Origin of the sequence: Caballeronia sp. S22, assembly GCF_964261745.1 — a bacterium.
In the GTDB taxonomy this organism is placed as follows: domain Bacteria; phylum Pseudomonadota; class Gammaproteobacteria; order Burkholderiales; family Burkholderiaceae; genus Caballeronia; species Caballeronia jiangsuensis.
Map to the genome: position 1 here is coordinate 38891 of NZ_OZ180036.1, position 25276 is coordinate 64166.

General features: G+C 57.2%; 15 protein-coding genes and 1 pseudogene. 9 read left to right on the forward strand and 7 right to left on the reverse strand.

The genetic code is table 11. The features are described 5' to 3' along the window. Positions 1-167: 167 nt before the first annotated feature. From ACEN42_RS15310 to ACEN42_RS15340, 7 genes are all read right to left on the reverse strand, one after another. Positions 168-2087, reverse strand: coding sequence for a hypothetical protein (locus ACEN42_RS15310; protein ID WP_371881700.1), 1920 nt, complete (start codon positions 2085-2087; stop codon positions 168-170). Positions 2088-2095: 8 nt separating this feature from the next. After that, positions 2096-4063: a hypothetical protein gene (locus ACEN42_RS15315; RefSeq protein WP_371881701.1), complete on the reverse strand. Its 1968-nt coding sequence runs from the start codon at positions 4061-4063 to the stop codon at positions 2096-2098. Continuing rightward, entirely contained in the window at positions 4060-4569 is a 510-nt protein-coding gene (locus ACEN42_RS15320; protein ID WP_371881702.1) for a hypothetical protein, read from the reverse strand. Before ACEN42_RS15320 ends, ACEN42_RS15315 begins: the two co-directional genes overlap by 4 nt. 1015 nt (positions 4570-5584) lie before the next feature. After that, positions 5585-7330: a CocE/NonD family hydrolase gene (locus tag ACEN42_RS15325; protein WP_371881703.1), complete on the reverse strand. Its 1746-nt coding sequence runs from the start codon at positions 7328-7330 to the stop codon at positions 5585-5587. A 101-nt stretch (positions 7331-7431) separates the two neighbouring features. Continuing rightward, complete coding sequence (locus tag ACEN42_RS15330; protein WP_371881704.1) at positions 7432-8883, reverse strand: MFS transporter; 1452 nt, start codon at positions 8881-8883, stop codon at positions 7432-7434. A 174-nt stretch (positions 8884-9057) separates the two neighbouring features. Then, the gene (locus ACEN42_RS15335; RefSeq protein WP_371881705.1) at positions 9058-10278 is read right to left on the reverse strand and encodes a porin; all 1221 of its coding nucleotides are present in this window, start codon (positions 10276-10278) and stop codon (positions 9058-9060) included. Between the two features lie 652 nt (positions 10279-10930). Beyond that, on the reverse strand, positions 10931-11578 hold the full coding sequence (locus ACEN42_RS15340; RefSeq protein WP_371881706.1) for a TetR/AcrR family transcriptional regulator: 648 nt from the start codon (positions 11576-11578) through the stop codon (positions 10931-10933). 901 nt (positions 11579-12479) lie between these two features. Here ACEN42_RS15340 and ACEN42_RS15345 point away from each other — a divergent pair. The 9 genes and pseudogenes from ACEN42_RS15345 to ACEN42_RS15385 all read left to right on the forward strand — a co-directional run bounded on the left by ACEN42_RS15345 (position 12480) and on the right by ACEN42_RS15385 (position 25061). Further along, positions 12480-14108, forward strand: a complete 1629-nt coding sequence (locus ACEN42_RS15345) for a 3-(methylthio)propionyl-CoA ligase (RefSeq protein ID WP_371881707.1) — start codon at positions 12480-12482, stop codon at positions 14106-14108. Positions 14109-14424: 316 nt separating this feature from the next. Continuing rightward, positions 14425-15423 carry an AraC family transcriptional regulator gene (locus tag ACEN42_RS15350; protein WP_371881708.1) on the forward strand — a complete coding sequence of 333 codons (999 nt, stop codon included), beginning with the start codon at positions 14425-14427 and terminating at the stop codon, positions 15421-15423. A gap of 351 nt (positions 15424-15774) precedes the next feature. Beyond that, entirely contained in the window at positions 15775-17565 is a 1791-nt protein-coding gene (locus tag ACEN42_RS15355) for an acyl-CoA dehydrogenase (RefSeq protein WP_371881709.1), read from the forward strand. Positions 17566-17582: 17 nt separating this feature from the next. Beyond that, complete coding sequence (locus ACEN42_RS15360) at positions 17583-19256, forward strand: electron transfer flavoprotein-ubiquinone oxidoreductase (protein ID WP_371881710.1); 1674 nt, start codon at positions 17583-17585, stop codon at positions 19254-19256. Between the two features lie 58 nt (positions 19257-19314). Then, a complete protein-coding gene (gene bktB / locus ACEN42_RS15365; protein ID WP_371881711.1) occupies positions 19315-20502 on the forward strand; it encodes a beta-ketothiolase BktB in 1188 nt (395 codons plus the stop codon). A gap of 29 nt (positions 20503-20531) precedes the next feature. Next, complete coding sequence (locus tag ACEN42_RS15370; RefSeq protein ID WP_371881712.1) at positions 20532-21383, forward strand: 3-hydroxybutyryl-CoA dehydrogenase; 852 nt, start codon at positions 20532-20534, stop codon at positions 21381-21383. A gap of 144 nt (positions 21384-21527) precedes the next feature. Further along, positions 21528-22290: pseudogene (locus ACEN42_RS15375) on the forward strand (SDR family oxidoreductase). A gap of 86 nt (positions 22291-22376) precedes the next feature. Next, positions 22377-23411 carry an IS110 family transposase gene (locus ACEN42_RS15380; RefSeq protein WP_371881713.1) on the forward strand — a complete coding sequence of 345 codons (1035 nt, stop codon included), beginning with the start codon at positions 22377-22379 and terminating at the stop codon, positions 23409-23411. 381 nt (positions 23412-23792) lie between these two features. Next, positions 23793-25061: an IS256 family transposase gene (locus ACEN42_RS15385; RefSeq protein ID WP_371881697.1), complete on the forward strand. Its 1269-nt coding sequence runs from the start codon at positions 23793-23795 to the stop codon at positions 25059-25061. The last annotated feature ends 215 nt before the right edge of the window (positions 25062-25276 follow it).

Sequence of the window (25276 nt, forward strand, 5' to 3'; positions counted from 1 at the left end):
ATTCCGTTGACAAGGTATTGTTTTCGCAATGTCGATTCACGACGGTCTGGCCGCGTTTGCCACACAAATTGAGCCGCAATATGGTTTAAGTATTCGTAAGGAGCTTGATGGGGTTGCTTGGCCGACCTAGTGTGGCCGGCCGAAACTGCCCAACCGCAGCGTTCAGATCAACGAAGGCTATGCGGATGTTTTCTTTGTCCTTGAACGCGCATGACCACTACATCGCAAGACGTTATCTGACCCGGTGGCGTTCGGCTTTGCAATGAGATCTGCTCTTTCAGATGGGGCTGGCTTCCGCCGCGATCCCACAAATCAAGCACGAGAAGGAAACCGAACGTCACGTTTGTCGTCTGGTAAGCCGCGGTTTGAAGACCGTAGGATCGCAGTAGGCTATCGTGATCCATCTCGGTCATCGTGCGTTTCACCTCGGTGATGGTGCTCACACCCGATGCAGAAAAGTACACGTCGGCACGCCCAGCTCCTTGATCGCGAACTTCCATTTTCACGTGGTCCCGAATGCCAGACATTCTTAAAAACCGGAAATAATCTCGCTGAATAACATTCTCAAGCGGCAGCTCATCCGGTCGTCGGATAAAAAGATACGCTCCGTCCGGATCGCTGGCTGTACCGGTCTCATGTCGATGGCACAGGAAGTAAACAGAAAGGATAAAGACTGCCGTGAAGAGGGCCCGCGCATGACGCAATGTCGAGAATTCGGTGTTTCGCTCCATTTGGGTGAGAATGCCCATGACGATTTGCTCGACCACAGGATTCTCATCAAGCGACAGATCGAGCAAGGTTGAATGAAGCAACGCTCCGAGACCTTTCCTGGCGTCTAAGGGAACCTGGCCGGCATCAAAAATGGCTTGGAGTGTCCGGCCTTCACTCCTACCCGGGAAAGGGCGGTGCAAAACACTGCTCTCTCGCGCTTGTTCCACTGCGTGCCGCATAGCTTCTGCATCTGGCAGAAGGGCGGAGTGCTCGTTTTCCTCGATCCACTGGTCGAGCTCATCCAGATGTCTTCTGTGCGCGAGCAACGAGGCAGTTAATCGCGGACGGATGACCAGATCAAGCCCAGTATCGCCACCTTTGAGGAGGATGGAGCGACTCGCTTGATAGACGGCGAGCAGTTCGTTTTCGATGGCCAAAGCGGCATTCAGCCACACTTTTTTGTTGAGCTGATTCTCAAGGGTGCCGAGTTTTGACGCCAGCAACGTCCAGTGCAAACGCTCACGCGACTGCGCGCCCAACCAGGATGGTTGCGAATCGTCTTCGGCTCCGAGGTAAGCGCAATACGTCCAGGCAGCATCGGCCAAGCCAGCGATGTCGGTGGTGGAAGTTGCAGTGAAACCCTCCCGCTGTACCTTCACAAGGATGCCAACACAGCGAACGTAGAGTTCCGCGTCGACACGATGTTCACTGGACTCGGACGCGATGCTGAACCAATGCAATGCCGTTTCGAACGATTTCGCAGCTGACTCTTGCGTAGTGGCGTCGAAGCCCGTTGCCAATGCGGCGAAGCCTAACTCCATTGCGGCCTCGTCCTTTGACTCAGGCATTTCCAGAAGTTCGATGAGCTTATCTCGGAATTCCGGTTCTGGAGAGTGTGCCAAAACCACGCCAAGTATCTTAGCGACGTGCCGAAGGAAATGAGGGTCGTCGCTGACGTCCACGTCTGTGAGACGACCCTTCAGTTGATGCAGCAGCCCTTTCTGGCGCTGCGCAATAAGTAGAGCGCCGTGAAGAGCTTGCGCTCGTACGCCGTAGCTCAACCCTCTATCGTCAATCAGTTCCAGGAACGCCTTCCACATGCGTCGTCGCAGTGTTTCGCTGGGATCCCGTCTCGAGACAATTTCGACAATCTCCGCCAAAGCGGCGGGGTCTCGCGTTGCGGAGACGAGCTCCACCGCCGAGTCGTCTGCAAGCGCCTCCCCAGCTTGCGAATAGAACCAGGAGAAGAGCGTGGCAGCATGAGGGCCATGCGACTCCTGTCGCACCAATTTGAGGAGGGCGTCGCGGTCCATACCCAGCGAGTGGATACGATTCATTTGCCGACTGGCGGCGTGCAACGAGTCTGCGTCGGTCATGATCTGCCCTAGAACAGCGATGCTTCGCCTCTAGCATGTCGCCGATGGGAGAGGGGCACAACGTCGTCCAACTCTGGCCGATAGATGGTGCCGATAAACACTTGGACACCCCCCATCTCGTGTGCCACTCGTGACACGTTAGCAAGCATCTCGTGGAAGTCGGCGTCGATGACCTCCTCCGCTCCTGGTGAGTCAAGGAGCAGAAGCCCCGGATGCCTTCCTAAGCCCCGTGCCCGAGCGACCTCGACGGCGGCAAGGGCAGCCGCGATCTTGACTCGCAACCGCTCACCCTTTGTCAGCCTTGAGAAGCTAGTGTCTGCTGCTCCCTGGATCAGCTTGAGGTGCCCTTGGCTGTTCAAAGTGGCTTGGGTCAAATTTCTGACACCGAATCTGGTCGATAGGCGCTCGATGGCGTCGCCCACGTCGCGGAGAATTTCCGTTTGTAGTCCATCTATTACGGCCCGGGTCCTTTTCTCTGCTGCGTCGAGAACGACTTTGTCCCGCAAATCCAGAGGACTTGGAGCGTCCGAGGAGTCACCTAGCAGCGCTTTCAGTGTTCGCGCAGTGGCGTCAAGCTCGGCGAAGCGAAGTTCCACGTCGTCGCTTTTCTCGCTCAGCGTGATTTGAGCAGCATCCAGTTCGGAAACGAGCGCGTCGCGCGTCGTATCGAGTTCCTTCAGATGGTCGCGTGCCGCAGCGACGTCGGTGGCGACGAGCCTGAAGGCACTGCTGATGTCCTTTAGATCCTTTTCCGCCTCTTGCAAGCGAGCATCCTGTTGTTCATCCTCCGTAAAGGGGAGGGCAGATTTGCAAAGGAGGCAATGCTCGTCGTTCGGGGGCGCAAGATGCACGTGAAAATCTGCTTCGCACGCTGGGCAGCGCTCCGGGCGAAGGTTTCGGAAAACATAACTGGCATCGCGCTCGTCCTTGAGTTCCTGCACGAGTCGCGCCTGGGTCAGTTTTTCGGTGCGGATTCGATCGTGATGCTCGAGCAACTGCTGTAATGTTTGACGCGCGACGCCTATCTCGGAAAGCTTTTCGGCAAGCTGCGCATCGAGCGAGGACGTGCGTCGACGGAGATCAGCTCGCTCCGCTGCCGACGACGATTTGCCACCGATGGAGGCTAGATCCTCTTCGACCCTCCGCAGACTGGCACGCACGCCAGCAAGTGGGTCGCTCGCAGGTCGTGCTGCAGGCGCCAAGATTTTCTTTGCGGCCGTAATCGCGGTAAGGGTGGAGACCCAAGGCATTCCGATAAAAAGCTGCAATAGCCGGAGCGGAAGCCCGTCTATAAGCAATTCCCCGAAAAGCGCCTTGCTTTCGGCGTTGCCGCCGATGGAGAGTGCGCCGGCAACGGCTGGCCAGCTATGCTCGTAAGGCGTGCCGGCTTCATTAACTGCATGTAACTTGGCGAAGCCGAGCTCTTCCATGAAAAGCGTTTCCACATGACCTTTTAGCCCAGAGAGGAGGCCATCGTAGAGGACCGTCCATTCGGTATCTGAACGCCTGGACAGCCTTGCTGTCCCGCTCGAGCTCTGGTTCCCGCTCTCCTTTTCCACTGAGATCTGGTATTCGATTTGATCGACGCGCAAATCGACAACTATCCTGGACAGCCAACGCCATACGTCCGGCTTGATATCGTTCGGAAATTCACCTTGCAGTGCAGCCTTCAAGATGTTCAGCACGGAGGATTTGCCGCGACTATTGACTTCCGACATTACTGCCCAGAGGCCGGTTCCCAGGTCCTGCCAGTCGAAGTGGAATGGACTGCGTCCGGTGACTTCCTCTTTCACCCCCGAAAATGAAATGGAGGTAAACGCAACCTTCCGGGCGCGTGGCGCCGTCGCTTGTGCCCTGATACCGTGCCGTCGCAGGGTGTCCTCGACGGCCGATCTGTCCGTTTGCGAAGCAGTGGCGATGTCGTCCAGCCACTCGCTCTCGCTGGTCAACTTCGCGTTTGGTCCTTGTGTGCTCATGCTAGTTCCCTCGTCAGCCCATCCAGTCTTGCTTTTACCTTATTTGCAATACTCGGTATGACAGAACCCTGCGGCGTGTTGCTGTATTCCTCGTGTTCGTACTGCCAGCCCTTCAGCTTGGAGCCACTCTTGGCAGCAGCCACTTTCATCGCCAAACGAACCCGATCCCTGTACCACTGAAGGTCGGGAACTTCAGTCATGGCCGTATCGAGAAATGAAAAAGCCTTCGGATAAAGGTGGTAGTCGTACCGCCGGTTTTCTCCGTCTTTCACCAGTTTCATGGGGCGTACCAGCCCAAAGGCGTGTAGGGTGGAGAGCGCGGTTTCAATCTTCTGGTAAGCGCCGAAGTGCCAGCGCACCATGCTGATGACCCGTACTGAAGGTTCCTCATTGGCGAAGATACGGTCCACCTCGTCAAGCAAGCTCGTATCGTGGTCGGCCTCATAGAGATCCAGCAGCGCATCGGCGAGATAATCGGGATAGCGGACCAGGAAGTCGATTGCCATTAACCGTTTCTCACTTTGGAAAAGATGCGTAGCCTCGTCCTCGGTTGGCTTTTCTAAAGCCTGGCTCCCTCCAGCCAAGATGAATAGCAAACGCAAAGCGTCCCTGTGTCGGGTACCGCGCTCGGGCGACGCGGGATGCATAAGATTAGCCGCGGTTGCGTTGGACATCATTGCCGCCTTATTCAAATCTTGAATTCTCGGGGTTAATCTACGAAGGATAACGGAACCAGCCGAGGATTTCTTAAGTCGTGGCCAGATTCAGAGCGCTCGATATTGCTACTTGGCGACACTGTAATACGTGGTCAATACTCGTGCACGTGGCTGGCCAGTTCTGTCGTCGCGTATCCGTCGCGGTATGCCAAACGGTTGAATTCTACCGTGCGGGTCGCCCGCTCTTAGGCTGATAACGGCACGTCGAGCTCCGGTCATGTGAATTTGGCGTGTGCCTCGCACGGGCTTCTTACATGTCCGCGCTGAGAGACGCCTTGCCATGCCGGTGAGGTCAAGCGGATGATCGTGCTGGCGAGCGAACTGGTCTCCAATTGACCAATGATCTCGTTGGTGAGCGCGGCCTACGCGGCTCTTAACGCTCGCGGGACTGTGATGCCGGCGAGAAAGCTGAACTCTCCGACACCCGGCGTGAGCGCTGCCCGCTGTCCTCATGAAGACATGAAGAATAGACAGAATCGCGTTCGCCACCGACAGCGTACTTGGCCGGGTCGCAGTCGCTAGGCTGGCAGCTTGACCGAGCTTGCTTAGCACAATGATTGCGATCGAGTATGCCGTCAAACTTGATGCCGGTCGTTTGGATCGCGGGCGGCAAGGGTGCGCCGCCGCAGCAGCCTGAGATGGTACTCCCAGTAGCGCCTTTGAGTCCACGCGGAGCGCGATCGCTGTCCGGGCGTGGGGCATGAGCGGTTACAGCGCCGTCATGCCGTTGGTCAATCCTGGGCGAACGCCAGCCGTGAGGATGCTCGTTTCCCGAAGCTCCCGGGCATCCTCACGTATTTTCACCTTAACGCGACTTTGCCAAAGTCGGAATCAGTAGGAACGGTTTCTGAGTTTTGCTGGCGTGAAGGGTGGTCGTTCCCGCAAAAGTAGCCGCGGGTCGATCCTGTTCATCGTTATGAATGAAGGGTCCGCATCCGCGCATCGGGAACTTCATGTTCGACAGTCGTGCGACATCCAGGTTATGTTCGTAGTCACGCCCGCGAACCGAGAGGCCCAGCCGGTAGCCTGCCGGGATTGCAATCGACGTCGGCCAAATCTCCACATCAACCTCGACTGGCAAGCCAGGAACCAATGGCTCATGGGTATCGTGCGTGTGATATGGCCGGTACGGCTCGCTGAGCGCTGGGTCCGTCTTGCGGTGCGACACTCGCAACCAGCCCTGTGCAAGCGGCGCGTTCGGATCCAGCGCACCACGAAACAGAACCTCCTTCCCATCCGGTGCGAAAACGCGTGCCACGAGGAAGAGGTCAGCGTCATCCGTAGACGACGAGACAAAGAGCTTGGCGGCGAGCGGCCCCGCAATTTCTAGGGGCTCAGGGAGTGGGGCGGTGAGGAAATCAATACCATCTCCCATTGCGTCGAACGGACTCGCAACGTCGGCTTCACTTGCGGTGGCCGACAGTTGCTTGTTGACAAGGTCGAGGTAAAGCCGGTTCCAGACGGTATTCGAAAGCGGCCAAGCCGAATCCGTGCGATCTTCAAACTTGCCGTGAACATCTCGAAGCCGATACTGCACGCGCGGACGCGAGGTCCATCCGTTGGATTCGCCCTTCAGGTAGTAGTTGAGGAAGCCTTTCTGGAGTTGTACGCCGTAGTCCGTGTAAAACTCGGCCCAGTGCTCGCCGTCGTGGAGTTCAAGCCACTTGTCCTCCGAAGCGCTACGCACAAAGCCCTCGATGTTCCCTCTCAGATGCAGGCCGTGTCCTCCCCAGTTCCCTGCGGACAGCAAGGGCACCTTGATCTTCGAAAAGTCCGGCGACCGCTCGCGATAGCTGAATCCGTCCAGCGGATTTTCGACGATACTTTTCCAGTCGCTGACACGGCGTTTGGCAAGCTCTTCGTCGCTGAGAGTCTCATCGCCGCAAACGAGAGCCCCCGTGAGGCGACTGCGTGGACCCTTTTCACCGCGTCCATGCTGGACCGTCTGAACTTGCATTTCAGCCCAGTCACGCGGGAAGGTTGACCGGATTCCACCGTGATACGTCAGGTCACGATAACGATCGGAATACCCCTCCCAGATGCAGATTGCAGCGAGGCTCGGCGGCTGCAGTGCAGCGACGCGCCACTGGTTCGCGGCGAAATAAGATACGCCGTTCAGACCGATCTTGCCGGTGCACCATTCCTGTTTGGCCGCCCACTCGATGCAGTCGTAGAGGTCCTGCGTCTCGCGCGGCGAAGCGCAGTCAATGACGCCTTCGGATCGGCCCGCGCCGCGGGAATCAACGCGCACACATACGTAGCCGTCCGGCACCCACTTTTCCGGATCCACCACCTCCCAGTTCTGGTACTGGTTCGAGGACCCCTGGACTGCGTCCGGAAACCGATCCTCGAGGATCTTCCACGCAGTGGAGTAACCGTCCTGGAACGACAGGCCTTTTCCGTACGGGCCGTAGCTGAGAATCGCAGGGTACTGTCCAGGGCCGGCGGGGCGGAAAATGTCCGCTCGAAGCACTACTCCGTCGTCCATCGCGATGGGCACATCCCACTCGATGACCATCTGTTCTGGTTGAAGTTTATTTGGTTCTGTCATTTGGTGCTCCATGGAGGACGTCCATCCCGTCAGAAAGATGGACGATGAAAATGCCTAGTGATTGAGGATCGGTGCCCGATGGATCTGCGCAAGCCGGGTGTTCAAGACATCTGTTTGTCTATTCCATCGACGCGCGTGGAGACGGCGCTTCGCGGATGCTTCAAGCGAACCCATTTGATGACGATTGCTGCACACGAAACCAGAACAGGTAAGCACATCAGCATCGCGACCTGTGTCAAAGTCCATCCGCGACTGAGCAGATAGGCGCCCACAAAGCCGCTCAGGATTCCGCCCAGACGACCGCATGCGCTCATCCAACTGGTTCCAGTTGCTCTGACGTCGGTGGGATAAGTTAAAGCCGCCAGTGCGAAAATGCCCGATCCGGACCCGCCGATAAAAAAGCCGGTAGCAGCTGTCAAAATACCCAGAAACACTGCGTCATGAACTGCGGCACCTAGAGAGAAAAACGCGATCGCGCCAAAAACGAAGGCACCGGCGAGCGCTAGATGTGGGTTCCAGCGATCCATGAGCCAACCGAGTGAAAGCACTCCTATCACGCCGGCAGTCTGGAAGATGCCCAGAATCACGGCGCCGTGCTGGGGAGAGAAGCCCGCATCGGACAAGAGCATCGGCAACCACCCTAGCAGGATGTAACCGGAAAGAGATACGCAGAAGAATGCAAGCCACAGCATGACGCTTGATAAGCCGAACAGCTTCGACGGTGCCGTGGTACGTGGAATCGGTGCACTGACGCGTGCCGATGTTTCTCGGGCGACGGCTTCCGCATACGGCAATTCATTACCTGCGACGCGTTGCAGGAGCCGTTCAATCTTGGCGGGCGACCGTCTCCGGATAACCATGAAGTGAATGGACTCGGGCAGGGCGAGTACCAGCACCGGTACGAGCAGGAGGGAGAGCGCGCCGCATACATAAAAGACGCTCGGCCATCCCCAATGCTTCATCAGCATGGCGGCCGCAAAGCCACCTGCCGCCGAACCGAGGGTGAAGCCACACAATACGGATGTAACGGTTGCGGATCGGTTTCGAGCCGGCGCATATTCGGCCGCCAGGGTGGATGCGTTCGAGATTGTGGCGCCCAATCCCAGCCCAGTGACTAGCCGAAGTGCAGCGAGCCATGTCACGTCTGGGGCAAGCGGAGAGACAAGCGTGAGAACGCCAAACCATGCCACGCCGATGATAAGGACCACCTTCCGGCCATACCGGTCCGCTAGTGGACCGCTTAACAGAGCACCGATCGCGACACCCATCAGGGCAGCGCTGACCAGGGGGCCGAGGTCACGGCGGGACACATGCCAGTGATTGGCAATGGAAGGAGCGACGAAGCCAATCAACGTTGTATCGAAACCGTCAAGCACGACAATCAAGAAGCAGAGAATGGCAACTTTTGCGTGAAACCATCTGAACTTCTGTGAATCAATCAACTGGTGAAGCCCGCCTGCGCGGCCCGTTGGCGAAATTTCCATCGTCTCCTCCATTGTCAGCACTTCGTCGTGACGAAGAGTCGTGTTCGGCTCGCAGGTGGACAACAACATGCCGCCCCGCGATCCTATTTAAATTATCGTTTGATAATCTACCAGGGAAAATGCCAGGTCGTATTAACTCGGTAACGCCTCATGGTTTGTCGTTCCTTAAGTGACGACCCGCGATCGTCGTCTAGCTGGTTGGGGTGGTATGCGGTTCCACGCCTGAATTCCAGACCACTCGCGTCAGAACCACTTTCGCAGGCCCGCACCGATGGCCAGCTGGTTGTGGCCAATCGTTGCTGGATTGGTAAGCGGGCTGCTGTTTATGCCGGCTCCAAGAATGCCTTGCGATTTGTTGTTTGCATATCCAACGTCTGCATAGAGGGTTGAACTCTTCGACAGGAAGTAGTTCATCCCCACCTTGTAGATATCCCCGCCCGCACTGCTTTTACGCAGATCCTGCACGTGCATCCAGTCACCCGATAACGCAAACGCGGGCGTGACGTACCAGCTCTCGGAGACGTAGTACCAGTTCTGGTTCGCGCCGGTCGTGGGATTGCGGAATTTGGTGTAGTTGAGGCCCGTCCTCGTTGAACCAATTACGTAGGTTGCGCCAACTGTAAAGGCCTGCAGCCAGGTGTTGTCCGTCAAGCCCGTCGGGTCCTTTGCGCTGAAATAGCCCGAGACCAGTCCGAGTGTTCCGTTTGTCCAGTTGAGGTTTGCCGACCACGTCGACTTATTCTGTACATCACCTGCTGTCCCGCCGAACGAGTACAGGGCGCTCCCACTGAACCCATAGGTATTTGCTGGGATACTCACTTTGATTGCATTGTTCACCCACAAGTACATCAAGCCGCCGTTGACGGCACTGTTGACGCCGGCGGCTGCTCCAGGAAGCCCCAGCTTCGGGTTCAGGTTCGAGGAGTTCTGCAGCATCGCCGACGACAACGATGCAAAGTTAGAGAATCCGGTTGCATCGGAAGTCATCATAGCGTCGTAGAGTGGGGACCAAACTCGACCAAACAGAACAGTCCCGACTGGGCTTACCACCCCGACGTTTGCGCTTCGATCAAACAATGAGTTGGTATCGTTGGGAAAGGGGAGTGCGAAGTTGCCTGAACCGGTCGCTGCATTGAAGCCACTCTCAAGTCTGAAAGTGATTTTCGTCCCAGCCCCGATATCCTCGACTCCGTACATGCCCCATCGACTTGTGAATTCATTACCCGATACCAACGAAACTGCACTAGCTGCCTTACCAGTAGCGGGGTCCGCACCCGCAGAGGTTCGATAGTTGATCCCCGTATCAACCTGCCCGTAAAGCGTGATGCTTGACTGGGTATGCCCTGTTAGCGGCACCATTGCAGCTAGGCCAGTTAGAAGGTGGGCGGCTACGAGGCGTCTCGATGGACGTCGCAGCCGAGGCCTTGCGTTACGGACTCGATCGATGGCAGTGCAACGGTGCATTCCTGTCTCCTTTTAAATAAGGTGTACTATGTATTTGTTTTGAAAAATCGTGTGACGGTTGATCTGGCTACGCCCGGAGATGCGCTCGCCGACAGCAACTCGATGCTCAACAAACGTCGAGCCGCTTGGCGCGTCGAATCCGAAAAGGAGCGATGTCAACCGCGCGTTGGCGACGACTTCTTGCCATAAAACATCAGCCACTGGACCGATCCCTTCGAGACACGTACCCTCTTTCCACCTCTAGTCTCGAGACGACGATAGTCATGCAGGAAAGGTCCGACAAAAGCCGATGCGTTAGCCGGCTGTCATAGTTGTGCGTTCGTTAGTGATCGTTCGATCAATATAAGTGTACGTGAACGTGAACGCAAGTTGCGTTCTGTTAGGTCTAACCCTACGTAAACGCCCGCATTCGCTACCGAGTCCGTTCGAATGGGGCAGGAAATCGGACTACAGCCCAAAGATCGCTAGGGTCTGGATGCCACTGGCTATGCGCGTGAGAAGGAAGGGTCATCTGGGCGACGGATGAGTGCACAAAGTCTTGATAGTGTCACCCGTGCAACAGGCATCGAGCAGCAAATCGTGCTCATCGCCGTCGTGCGGACAAAACAGTCATATGCACCGGTCAGCGGCGCACCGGACGGGCGGGGGATGTTCAAATCGCGGCTTCTAAATATGCAATGGCGGCGGCCGAAGTCTCGGCGGCAAGGGTTTTCCAAGGCATCGACACGAGCGCTCCGTCGTTACCACTTGCTTTCCCGACAACCGCTGAAGCAATGATCTGAAACGAAAAGGTAGCAATCAACTCGGTGCGAGCGGTCTTCAGTGGCGGCAGAACCGAGGTAAGGACCGCACGATACTGCAGGTAAATATGCCGACGGCCGAGAGAACCTATTTGACTGAGCGCAGGGTCCTTTACCCGGCGATCGAACAGCACCTTGTGCAGTGCTTCATTGCGACAAAAGCTCTTCACCAATACGTCTACCAGAGCGACAACAAGGCTCCGAATATCGGTGAACTGTTCCTCTTGCAATCTTTTGATGGCGGCCTGCTCGATCCGGTCGGTCACCTCCTGCTTGATGACGGCCAGAATGTCTTCCTTGGCGCGAAATCGACGATAGATATTGCCCACTGGCAAACCCGCTTTCTCCGCCACGGCAGCGATTGAGAACCCGTCTATGCCGTCGGTTCGCAGGACCAGTTCTGCAGCGGAAATAATCTTGGCCAGCGCTTCACGGCTCCGGCGCTGCAGCGGACGAAGCACGTGCGGAGAGTCCTCAAAGCTGAGAATGTCGGGGGGCATGGCTTGCATTGTCGAAGACTGGCGGCTTTTTTGTCAGGATAGGGAATTGCCACGGCACAAGGGCAAGGTACGAGGGTTAGTATAACGCAGGCATTGTCCGCCTAGCGGGTGCTCAACCGGGCGCACTGGGCGAGTTCTCATCAGCAATGATTGCGGCATACCGTTGCCGCTCAGTGACTAGAGCACGGCTGCAATCGCTTCTCGCTTCATTCATCGAAACTCTCATCCCGTGTCGCTAACTGCGTATCGGGTCTCGCCTGTTTCGGGCCAGGCGAACCAGCACGAGCGCACCGGTGACTGTGTGAGGCTCTTCTCTGGCGTGTGTCGGCGCGTCGATCCGTTTCAAGTGCGCGATCTGCGCCGAGGTGGCCGTCGTCAGGGAGGGGCAGTGACGGCCCGTGAAATTGGGGTTCAAACAACGCCAATCTTCGCCCTATTGGCTGGTGCGCCATCGAACCAAAAGGCCGCGGGCCAGGTTCGCTTGCCACGGGCTGTTTCCTATGCCACGCAGCCGGTCGAACAACAAATGACCACGTGCGACCGAAGCGCTCGCCAGGGTTATACCTAATAAGAATGCGACTTGCGTTCGCATTTAGGTGCCAGTATATTTATCGAACGCTCATTTGAGTTGGCGCCGGTGGTCGGGGCGCGGAAGGATGATGTAGCTGTGAGCTGTCTTCTATACGACGGTACCCAAAGATGTGTCGAGAAGCCTTAGGCACTGGGTCATCTAGCGCAGTTGTTGGTTTGCGCTCTCAAAGGCGTGCACCGAACGCACTCTCGACGTCGATGGGTACTTTTCATCTACGAAAATCCGGCTCGACCGGAGACTAAATGAGTCGGAAAGCGCGCGCAGACGCAACGACTAACGACAGAATTGTGGTTCCAGTCAGAGGAAATTATGCAACTGTTCGGTCAGATGATGTACCAGCCAATGCTCCTGTCATCTTTGCTCGAGCGAGCCGCGCGCCAATACTCCGGTGTCGAGATCGTATCGCGCGGGGCTGAAGGAGACATCCACCGCTACACCTACCGTGATTGCAACGCCCGCTCTGGTCAGCTCTCGCAGGCCCTGCAAGCCTACGGAATCAAAGTAGGCGACCGCATCGGCACCCTCGCATGGAACGGTTATCGGCACATGGAGACTTACTACGGGGTGAGTGGTATAGGCGGCGTATGTCACACGATCAATCCGCGTTTGTTTCCCGACCAGATCGCCTACATCATCAACCATGCGCGGGACCGGATGGTCTTCTTTGACGCGTCTTTCGCCGCCTTGGTTGAGCAAATTGCGGCGCAATGTCCTCTTGTCGAACGTTGGGTCATGCTTAGTGAAAAAGCGTCAGTCCCGTCGAGCTTCAGTATCCGTGTCGAAAGTTATGAGGAACTGATTCACGGCTTCGACGAGGTTTTCGAATGGCCACGGTTCGATGAGAGGTTGGCTGCGGTGCTTTGTTACACGTCTGGGACCACGGGTGACCCGAAAGGAGTCTTGTATTCGCATCGATCGCTCACTCTGATGGCTTTCAGTTCGGCACTCCCCGATTCTTTGGGACTATCCGCTGTAGAGACCGTTGCTCCTGTCGTCCCCATGTTCCACGTCAATGCCTGGGGGCTACCTTTCTCCGCGCCGTTGGTCGGCGCAAAGCTCGTATTTCCCGGAGCAAAACTCGACGGGGAGTCTCTGCACTCGCTTTTTGAACAAGAGGGAGTGACCTTGTCGGCGGCGGTGCCGACGGTATGGCTCGGCTTTGTTGACTATATGCGTCGAAAGGGCAAAACAACTCAAACTTTCAAGCGGGCTATCGTCGGTGGCGCCGCATGTCCCCCGCAACTCGCCGCTTCGCTGAGCGACGTGGGTGTACACGCTGTCCATGCGTGGGGAATGACGGAGATGTCTCCACTCGGAACCGTCTGCTCGAGATCACATGCGCTGGCGCGTGCGGGAGCGGATGAATGGGCGCAAGTGAGTGCGAAACAGGGCCGAGCGCTTCCGGGCGTCGAACTGAAAATCGTCGGACCTGATGACACGGAACTCCCGTGGGATGGCACCTCAGCAGGAGAGCTGATGGCGCGCGGTCACTGGGTTGCAGACCGCTATTTCGGCAGCGATTCTTCGACCTTGCGAGGCGGGTGGTTTCCCACGGGGGATATTGCGACCATTGACCCCGACGGTTACATGCATATCACCGATAGAAGTAAGGATGTTATCAAGTCGGGTGGTGAGTGGATTTCTTCGATCGAACTGGAAAATATCGCGCTATCACACCCGGACGTCGAAAGTGCTGCGTGCATCGGCTGTGCGCATCCGAAATGGGATGAACGCCCCTTGCTGGTCGTCGTAAGGCGGGAAGGCGCATCCCTTGATGCCAGGCAACTGCTCAGCTTCTATAGCGACAAGGTTGCTAAATGGTGCATTCCCGATGACGTTGTTTTCGTACCGTCATTGCCGCTCACCGCAACAGGCAAATTGCAGAAGGTCGCTTTGAGGCAGATGTACGGTAAGCACTTCGTCGAGTCGGCTAACTAGATATGACCAACAGGTCATTCACCATTGCGACATGCATAACATATGCTTGCTGGGGGCGCGCTGATTGTGGCGCGCCCACGCGTCGGAACTGTAATCGTAGACGATGGCAGTGGTGGTATCGCCCAGGAGCCGTGCACATACGACCGCATCGGACAAGTGCACGGTCCGAGAACCGGATGACTGCTTGGCGATGTGATTGTCCCCGATGTGAGGAATTGACGAAGCCGAAAAAAACATTGACACCCGTAGGTGCGACTGGCAATAACGTTCGCGCGATGTCGATACGAAAGCCCAACGATTTACCGATGCTGATACATTGAATTCGTTTTCTGCCACAGTCCCGATCTCGCTTGTCAACGGGCTGCTTGCCGGTGCCGATCCGGCGGCCGTCGCACGTCTTGCCGAGCTATCGAGTATCCCGCATGAGTTGCTGCGCAAACCGGCAGCCAGGGTGACGCAGGAGCAGTTCTCAACACTATATCGGAGGCTCGCGCATGAGCTAGACGACGAAATGCCTGGCATTTTCAGTCGGCCGCTTCGCAATGGCACGCTCAAATATCTGTGTCTGAGTCTTCTTGACGCACCCCGCCTGGAGGTGGCGCTGCATCGGTTGAGCCAGTTTATGCATCTCCTGCTGGACGAATTTACATTCAGGTTTCGGCGCGAAGGCACTTTGTGTCGGGTTGAACTGAAGGCGACGCCGAACGGCCCCCCCTTAACCGAGCTCGGACGTGAATTGATGCTGAAGCTCGCCCACGGCGTGGCGTCATGGTTAGTCGGCCAGAAAATCCCTCTTACCGAGGTGGAGTTTGATTTCTCTTCGCCACCGCGTGCGAGTGATTACCTATACCTTTTTCCCGGACCTGTTCGATTTGGCTGCGCGTCGACCTTCATGGCGTTTGATGCGGCCTATCTGGATATGTCAATTCGCCAGCGGAAGTCCGACCTTGGTAGCTTTCTGTCGCGCGCGCCGGAGGATTGGATTTTCGTATCGTTTGCGGAACAGATGGTGTGCCATCGGGTTCGGCATTACATCGCGGGAAGTCTTCCTGCTGCCCCGACCATTGAACTCGCTGCGCGGGACTTGCACTTTTCCGTCCGAACATTGTGTCGACGGTTGTCGGCCGAGGGCACTTCGTTTCAGATGATCAAGGATGAAGTGCGCCGTGACATCGCGATTCAGCGTCTCACGCGCTCGACTGACGCGATACACATTATCGCCTATGACATCGGCTTCGATGATCCGACGGCCTTCTACCGGGCATTCCGTCATTGGACGGGTAGCACACCTCAGGCGTATCGCAGGATGGCCTGAAGGAAGGAGCTAGACCGAAGGGTCAGTTCGTCAATAGCAACGTCCAGCGAAGAGCCGGCCAACAGAAGCTCTCTGTCCACTCCATTCTCAGCGAAGGTCAACGCAATTCAAAGATACAGCCGTCTGGAATTCGACACCCTTGTAGGTGCACATGCAGGATTCCGCCGGACAGCGGTCGCTTCCGGTCGAACGTTGCGGAAAAAGAACGGCAGATTATGTCAGTGAAACGGCAGGTTTGGACACCCGTTCGTTCATCACAGCTTTTACGATGCGTATGTGGATCGCGTTGCGTGACGATGACGTTCGCGGGGCAATCGATACTCTTGCTAACTATAGGGAAGGAGACTCGCGATGAGCTACACGGCGCCTATCAAGGACATGCTGTTCGTGATGAAAGAACTAGCTGGACTGGATGACATCGCGGCTTTGCCTGGTTACGAGGACGCGAACGCCGATACCGCTCAGGCCGTACTCGAAGAATCCGCGAAGCTATGCGGCGAAGTGCTGGCGCCGCTTAACGTCGAAGGCGACCGCAATCCGAGCAGATGGAAGGATGGGCAGGTTACCGCGACGCCTGGTTTCGCTGACGCATTCCGCCAGTTTTCGGCTGGCGGCTGGCAAGGGGTGCAACACCCTGTCGAGTACGAAGGCCAGGGCCTTCCAAAGTTGATCGCCACAGCTTGTATCGAGATGCTGAACGCGTCGAACCTGTCGTTCGCGCTATGTCCGCTTCTGACCGATGGGGCAATCGAGGCACTGTTGACCGCGGGCAGTGAAGCTCAGAAACGGACCTATGTGCCGAAGCTGATCTCGGGCGAATGGACGGGCACGATGAACTTGACCGAGCCACAGGCTGGTTCGGACTTGGCGCTAGTGCGTACACGCGCCGAGCCTCAGGGCGACGGCTCGTACCGACTGTTCGGAACGAAGATTTTCATCACGTGGGGCGAGCACGACATGGCGGACAATATTGTCCACCTGGTGCTCGCACGAACGCCGGATGCTCCTGAGGGTGTGAAGGGCATTTCGCTGTTCGTGGTGCCGAAATATCTCGTCAATGAAGACGGTTCGCTCGGCGAGCGCAACGATGTGCATTGTGTCTCGATCGAACACAAGCTTGGTATTAAGGCGAGCCCGACTGCAGTGCTTCAGTTCGGTGACCATGGTGGCGCGGTTGGTCATCTGATTGGCGAGGAGAATCGAGGCCTCGAGTACATGTTCATCATGATGAACGCGGCTCGCTTCGCGGTGGGCGTGCAAGGAGTAGGGGTGTCCGATCGGGCGTATCAGAAGGCTGCCGCCTACGCAAAGGAACGGGTGCAAAGCCGTCCAGTGGATGGTTCGGTGAAGCAGGCGGTTCCGATTATCCAGCATCCGGACGTGCGGCGGATGCTGTTGACGATGCGGGGAATGACCGAAGCATCCCGCGCATTAGCCTATGTTGCAGCTGGGCATTGCGACATCGCACATTGTCATCCGGACGATGCCACACGCGCCGGGCATCTGGGAATTTACGAATTCCTCGTGCCCGTCGTGAAGGGCTGGAGCACTGAACTGTCAGTGGACGTGGCAAGCCTAGGTGTGCAGGTGCATGGCGGCATGGGTTTCATCGAGGAAACTGGTGCCGCGCAGTTTTACCGCGACGCGCGCATTCTTCCAATCTACGAAGGCACGACAGCGATCCAGGCCAACGACCTTATCGGCCGTAAGACCATGCGCGATGGCGGCAAAGTGGCGAAGACGCTCCTCGCCGGATTGGTCGAAACGATTCGACTGCTCGACGAACAACAAGGAGCGGAATTCGAGTCAATGAGGAAGCAACTCGCGCAAGGGTATCGTTCGCTCGCTGCAGCGGTCGATTTCGTCGTTACGAATGCAAAGGGCGATCCGAATGCGGTATTTGCGGGCAGCGTGCCATATCTAAAGCTTGCAGGCGTTGTGCTGGGGGGCTGGCAGATGGCACGTGCGCTGCTCGTCGCGCAGAAGAAGCGGGATGAGGATCCCTCGTTCTACGGCGCCAAGGTTGCGACCGCGCGATTCTTTGCGGAGCACGTGCTCCCGCTGGCGAGTGCGCTGGAAGTATCGATTTCGAGCGCAAAAAGGGGCGAAGGCATGCTCGCATTGTCAGAAGATCAGTTCTGACTGGCGCGGGCAAGGTTATGACTTCTGCAAACCTCATTCAGCAATACGGTCCGCGCGAGTCGATGGAATACGACGTCGTAATTGCCGGTGGCGGTCCGGCGGGCTTGTCGGCGGCCATTCGCCTGAAGCAGCGTGCCGCAGAAAAAGGCGTGGAAATCGGCGTCTGCGTGCTCGAAAAAGGCTCGGAAATTGGCGCGCATATCCTCTCGGGCGCCGTGATGGACCCGCGCGCCATCAACGAACTGATCCCCGACTGGAGGGAAAAAGGCGCGCCGCTGGACGTCGAGGTGACGGAAGACCGCTTTCTGTTCCTCAACGAGACGGGCGCAAAGTCGGTGCCGAACTGGGCGCTGCCCGACAACTTCAAGAATCACGGCAACTACGTGATCAGTCTGGCGAATGTCACGCGTTGGCTGGGTCAGCAGGCCGAAGCGCTTGGCGTCGAGATTTTCCCGGGCTTTGCGGCGGCTGAGGTGCTCTACAACGACGACGGCTCGGTCAAGGGCGTCGCGACGGGCAATCTCGGTATCGGCAAGGACGGCGAGCCGACTGAGAACTTCCAGCTCGGCATGGAACTGCATGCCAAATACACGTTGTTCTGCGAAGGCGCACGCGGCCATCTGGGCCGTCAGCTTTCCAACAAGTTCAAGCTGAGCGACGGCGCCGATCCGCAGGTCTACGGCATTGGCATCAAGGAACTGTGGGAAATCGAGCCGTCGAAGCACAAGCCGGGACTGGTGATTCACACCGCAGGCTGGCCTTTGGACTCGCAAACGTACGGCGGCTCGTTCCTGTATCACATCGACAACAATCAGGTGATGGTGGGCTTTGTGGTCGGTCTGGGCTACTCGAATCCGTACCTGTCGCCGTTCGAAGAATTCCAGCGCTACAAGACGCACCCGGAAATCCGAAAATTCCTCGAAGGCGGCAAGCGTGTGTCGTATGGCGCGCGGGCGATCACGGCAGGCGGCCTGATGTCGCTGCCGAAGCTGGTATTCCCCGGCGGCGCGCTGGTGGGCGATGACGCGGGCTTCCTGAACGCATCGCGGATCAAGGGTTCGCACGCTGCAATCAAGACGGGCATGCTCGCCGCCGACGCCGCGTTCGACGCCGTACAAGCCGGCCGCCATAACGACGAACTGGCCGCCTATCCGGAGTCGTTCAAGGCTTCGTGGCTGCACACCGAGCTCTACCGCGCGCGCAACTTCAAGCAATGGATGAGCAAGGGCCTGTACCTCGGCACGCTGATGGTCGGCATTGAGCAGAAGTTGCTGGGCGGCAACGTGCCGTGGACGCTGCATCACCAGCACTGGGATCATCAGACGCTCAAACCGGCATCGCAGTGCACGCCGATCGAGTATCCGAAACCTGACGGCAAGCTCACGTTCGACAGGCTCTCGTCGGTGTTCATCTCGAACACGAACCACGAAGAAAATCAGCCGGCGCATCTAACGCTCAAGGACGCAGACGTTCCCATCGCGCTGAATCTGCAAACCTACGCCGGCCCTGAAGCGCGCTTTTGCCCAGCAGGCGTCTACGAGTTCATCAAGACAGAACAACACGAATACCGTCTGCAGATCAACGCTCAGAACTGCGTGCACTGTAAAACCTGCGACATCAAGGACCCGACGCAGAACATCGTGTGGGTAACGCCTGAAGGTGGCGGCGGCCCAAATTATCCAAATATGTGAATCGACGCGCGGACAACGCGAAAGCCTCCGCGTTTGCATCGCGAAATTGGAGATTGATATGAAAAGGGACGTCGTCGTTGTCAGCGGTGTGCGCACCGCTATCGGGAAGTTTGGTGGCAGCCTGAAAGATTTGCCACCGACTGAACTGGGCGCGCTTGTTGTACGGGAAGCATTGGCACGCGCAAATGTCGGTGGGGATCAGGTCGACCACGTCGTGTTCGGCAACGTAATTGCCACGGAGCCCAAGGATATGTATCTGGCTCGCGTCGCAGCCCTCGATGGTGGCGTCTCCGAAGCTACGCCAGCCCTCACTGTCAATCGTCTCTGTGGGTCAGGCCTCCAGGCGATTATCTCTGCCGCGCAGACTATTCTGCTTGGCGATGCGGAGGTCGCTATCGGTGGTGGCGCCGAAAACATGAGTCGAGCACCTTACATCTGGTCTGATGCGCGGTTTGGTGCTCGAATGGGTGATACGCGCCTGGTCGACATGATGCTCGGGGCGCTTAACGATCCATTCCACACGTTTCCGATGGGCGTTACCGCCGAGAACGTTGCTACGAAATTTGGCATTACACGAGAGCAACAAGACGCGCTCGCAGTGGAATCCCATCGACGGGCTGCTCATGCCGTTGCGGAAGGGCGTTTCAAAGACCAGATCATCCCGATTACGCGGAAAGTGAAAGGCCAGGCGATTGTGTTCGACACAGACGAGCACGTACGTCTGCAACTGGATCCGAAGGAACTCTCATCCTTACGGCCCGTTTTTCAAAAGGAAAATGGCACGGTCACGGCAGGCAACTCGTCGGGTATCAACGACGCTGCTGCAGCGGTGCTGTTGATGTCAATCGAAGCGGCGACAGAGCAGGGCGTGAAACCGCTCGCCAAGCTAGTGTCGTATGCGCACGCCGGTGTCGATCCCCTTTACATGGGTATTGGTCCAGTGCCAGCAACACATCTCGCGCTGAAGCGAGCGGGCCTAAAAATCGAAGATCTCGATGTGATCGAAGCCAACGAGGCCTTCGCAGCGCAGGCATGCGCCGTGTCACAAGAACTGGGCTTTGACCCGCGTAAGGTCAATCCGAATGGCTCAGGTATTTCGTTGGGTCATCCCATTGGTGCGACCGGAGCACTGATTACCGTCAAGGCGCTGTACGAATTGCAGCGCATCGGCGGACGGTTCGCGCTGGTTACGATGTGCATTGGGGGCGGCCAAGGTATCGCCGCGGTTTTTGAGAATCTCCAATAGCTGCAGTCCATTTCGTCGAAGGAAAAGCCATGACGATTAACTCCATTGGGATTGTCGGCGCGGGCACGATGGGCAACGGCATTGCGCAGATCGTTGCCACTGCCGGGCTCGAAGTGGTGCTGATAGATGTGACCGAGGCGGCGCTCACCAAAGGCGTGGCGACGTTGACTGGAAACCTCGAGAGGCTTGTAGCGAAGGGTCAGCTTGATATTCATGGTCGTGACGTCGCCCTGTCGCGCATTGACATTTCGACCGACTATAAGCGGCTCAAGAATGTCGATCTTGTTATCGAAGCGGTCGCGGAAGACCTTGCATTGAAGAGTCGTATCCTACAGACAATCGAAACGGTGGTGAGTCAGAATGCAATTATTGCGTCGAACACGTCGTCAATTTCCATTACAGAGTTAGGTTCGGCGCTCGCGGACCCCTTGCGCTTTGTCGGCATGCATTTCTTCAACCCCGTGCCGCTGTTGCCTTTGGTTGAAGTCATTAGCGGATTGAAAACCAGCGTCGCCACTATCGAGTCAGTGTGTGCGCTAACGGTGCGACTGGGTAAATCGCCGATCAGCGTGAAGAATTCGCCGGGCTTTGTAGTGAACCGGATTCTCGTTCCGATGATTAACGAGGCTTTCTTCGCGCTTGCCGAAGGGGTTGCAACGGCAGACGAGATTGATGCGGGAATGCGGCTCGGTGCGAATCATCCAATTGGCCCGCTGGCGCTTGCTGACTTGATTGGACTCGACGTGTGTTTGTCAGTTCTGGATGTATTCGAGGAGGATTTTGCCGATTCGAAATACCGCGCGTGTCCACTGTTGCGAGAATTGGTGGCGGCCGGTCGGCTCGGTCGAAAAGTTGGGCAGGGCGTCTTTCTTTACGGTTGAGAGCGGCCTATCGCAGCAGACCGGCGTTAGTCGGTGTGTCAAAGATGACAAAAGAAGTCTGTATTTTCGCCCCCGTCGGGCCGTGACTATTGCAAGGGCTGTGGAGTCTAGCTCAGCCACAGCTCACTTCTAGGAGAATTGCTTGTGAATGCCGTTTTTAAAGACAACCTGCTTGCGGGGCAGCATGCCATCATCACGGGCGCTGGTAGTGGCATAAACAAGCGCATTGCCGAACGTTTTGCGATGCAAGGCGCCCGCATTTCGATCGTTGGTCGTAACGGAGACCGCAGCGCGGCGGCCGCGGCAGACATTCAGGCTTTGGGTGGAGAGGCCATCGGCTTCTGCGGATGTCCGCAGCGCCGACGCACTAACTGAAGCCTTCGAAACGGCGCGTACTAAGTTTGGCCCAGTCGATATTTGCATCGCTGGTGCGGCGGGTAACTTCGTCGCCGAAGCTGCGAAGATGTCGGCAAACGGTTTTCGAACCGTGATTGATATTGATCTGGTCGGCACTTTCAATACGTTCCGCGCAGCGCTCGACGTGTTACGCGAAGGGCGCGCGAATCTGCTCGCCATCTCGGCGGTGCAATCCATACTGCCGATGGCGGCGCAAGCTCATGTGTGCGCGGCGAAGGCGGGCATCGATATGCTTGTGCGCACATTGTCAATAGAATGGGCGTCGCGGGGGATTCGCTGCAATGCGATTGCGCCGGGACCGGTAGCTGATACGGAAGGAATGAAACGCCTCGCTCCTGATGGTGATTCGAGCTGGGAGCGTTTGCTAGCTGGTATTCCGATGCGCCGCGCGGCGGAGCGTGACGAGATTGCCGATCTTGCTCTCTTTCTATGTAGCGGCGCGGCGAGCTACATCAACGGCGCAATCATCAGGAGTTATGGTCGGATCTAATGGAATGGACGCCCCCACCCGAAACGGCATCGATGTGCCAAAGTGGAAGTGTTAAAGCAACCACCTGAACGAGGGGAGCGCCCACCATGAAGATTACGACAATTGGCATCGATCTGGCGAAGACTGTTTTTGCCGTGCATGGCGTGAATGAGCATGGCAGAGCCGTACTGAAGAAGATGCTGAAACGCGATCAGGTTACGACGTTCTTCGCAAACCTGTCGCCCTGTTTGATCGGGATGGAGGCCTGTGGGAGCGCGCACTACTGGGCTCGCAAACTCGAGACCATGGGGCATGCCGTGCGACTGATCCCACCGCAATTCGTCAAGCCTTACGTGAAGACGAACAAGAACGACGCGGCCGACGCCGAGGCGATCTGCGAAGCCGTCGCGCGGCCGAATATGCGCTTCGTGCCGGTCAAGAACATTGAGCAGCAGTCGGTGCTGTCGCTACATCGTGTCCGGCAAGGCTTCGTGCGGGCACGTACTGCGCAAGCCAACCAGATACGCGGTCTGCTTAGTGAGTTCGGACTGGTTGTCCCGCAAGGGATCTCCCACATTGCCCGACGGGTACCCGAGTTGCTCGAAGATGCGACCAACGAGTTGACGGGATCGTTCCGGCTGCTGATTCAGCGCCTGATGGAACACCTTAAAGAGCTCGACTGTCAGGTCCGGGAGCTGGAGGTGCAGATTCAAACGTGGCACCGCGAGAACGAAGCCAGTTGCAAGCTCGCGAAGGTGCCCGGCATCGGGCCGATTACCGCGAGTGCATTGATTGCCTCGATCGGCGACGCAAAGAGTTTTTCAAACGGGCGTCAGCTCGCGGCATGGCTTGGTCTGGTGCCCCGGCAGAACTCCAGCGGCGGCAAGACCGTGCTACTCGGTATCAGTAAAAGAGGCGACACCTATTTGAGAACGTTGCTGATTCACGGCGCGCGTTCAGTAATTCAGGCTGCCAGTCGCAAGGAGCAGAAAGATTATTGGTTGCAGCGCCTGTTACAGCGGCGAAACCCGAATGTCGCAGCCGTGGCACTCGCAAACAAAAATGCACGGATCGTATGGGCACTCCTGGCCCGCAGTCGCGAGTTCGAGAGCGATTACGCGGCGGCAAAAATGGCAGTTTAACCTCAGCAATACCCGCATCGAATCATCGAATAACGAACAGCAGGAGACTTCAGCCGATTGCCTGGGCAATCATTACGTGATGGCAGAACAGGTTAGACCGTGGTCGGGAAAGTCTGAAAACACCGGTGTGCGCGACAGCACGCAAATCTGATGAGACCCCGACCAGCAAATTCCATCAGGGACCGCCGGCTTGCGCCGGACAGCGAAGTCCGGATGCATGGCTGCAATCTTAACCTTCACACCGTCGCAGATGAGAGCTTGGCAAACCGGGGGCGTCCATGCATGGTGTTTGGGTGAGGCAGGGATTTGAAGGCGGTGGCGGTTTAGCTGAGAATGTTGCTTGTCCAGAGTAACAACCAGCCAAACCGGAATCCACCACCAATGAAGAAGGTTACAGAAGAAACGAGCGCGGGTAAATCGGAAGCACGGCCCAGCGGCCTTGACGATTTGATTCAACAAGGCGCCCGGCAGATCATCCAGCAAGCGATTGAGGCGGAGTTGACGACATTGCTCGAACGCTACGACAACGTGAAGACTCTCGATGGAAGACGGGCCGTGATTCGCAATGGCTACCTGCCTGAGCGCGAGGTTGTGACCGCGATTGGCCCGGTCACCGTGAAGGTGCCGAAGGTCCGCGATCGCTCGGGCTCGGGCGTGAAGTTCAATTCGAACATCGTGCCGCCCTACATTCGGAAGTCGCCCCGCGTGTCGGCGGCATTGCCCTGGCTGTATCTACGTGGCGTGTCGACCGGCGACATGGGCGAGGCGCTGAGCGTGCTGTTGGGCGAAGAGGCCAAAGGTCTTTCGCCCAATGTGGTCAGCCGTCTAAAGGCTCAGTGGGCCGACGAGCACACTTTGTGGAATCAGCGTGATCTGTCAAACGCGCGGTGGGTCTATTGGTGGGCCGATGGCATCCACACGGGGCTGCGCAGCGACGATTCGGACGGCCAGTGCTTGTTGGTCATCATCGGCGTCAAGCCTGATGGAACGAAAGAACGCGTGTCGATCGGCGATGGTTTCCGCGAGTCGAAGGACGCTTGGTGCGAGCTCTTGCTGGATCTGAAGGCACGAGGCCTGCAAAGCGGTCCGCTGCTCGCGGCCGGCGATGGGGCAATGGGTCTGTGGGCGGCATTGGCTGAAGTGTTTCCAAAGACCCGGCACCAGCGCTGCTGGTTCCATAAGACTGGAAACATTCTCAGCGCCTTGCCTAAATCCCAGCATGGTCGGGCCAAAGCTGGCCTGCAGGAGATCTGGCAAGCCGCCACACGCGAGGAAGCCCTCGCGGCCTTCAACCGCTTTATTGACGCTTATGCGGCCAAGTATCCGAAGGCGACGGAGAAACTCGTAAAAGACAGTGATGAGTTGCTTGCCTTCTATGACTTTCCTGCCGAACACTGGCAGCACTTGCGAACGACCAATCCCATTGAGTCGACCTTTGCCACCGTTCGGCATCGAACAACTCGCACGCGCAATTGCGTTTCGCGTCCGACCTTCCTTGGCCTCGCATTCAAGCTGATTGAGTCGGCGGAAAAATCGTGGCGGCGCATTCGTGCGCCCGAAAAAGTCGCCTCCCTGCTCGAAGGAGTTCCTTTCAAAGACGGGCTACCGGTGACTGACAGCACACCGGCTCAGCAACCGCTTGCCGCCTGATCAGACCAAACTCTCCAAACACCACATTTGACTTTATCTCAATCATCAGTATCGACGGGGGGCAGAGCAATCTCGGTTCGCTTCCGTTTGGCGACATGCTGCTCGACTCGTTGAAGTTGGCATAACCTTGACGATTGCCCCGCATCATCTTGCGTAGATGAGTCGCAGTCATCGAAGAGCAGGTAGGCGATTGGCTCGGTCGGAGCATCGAAACC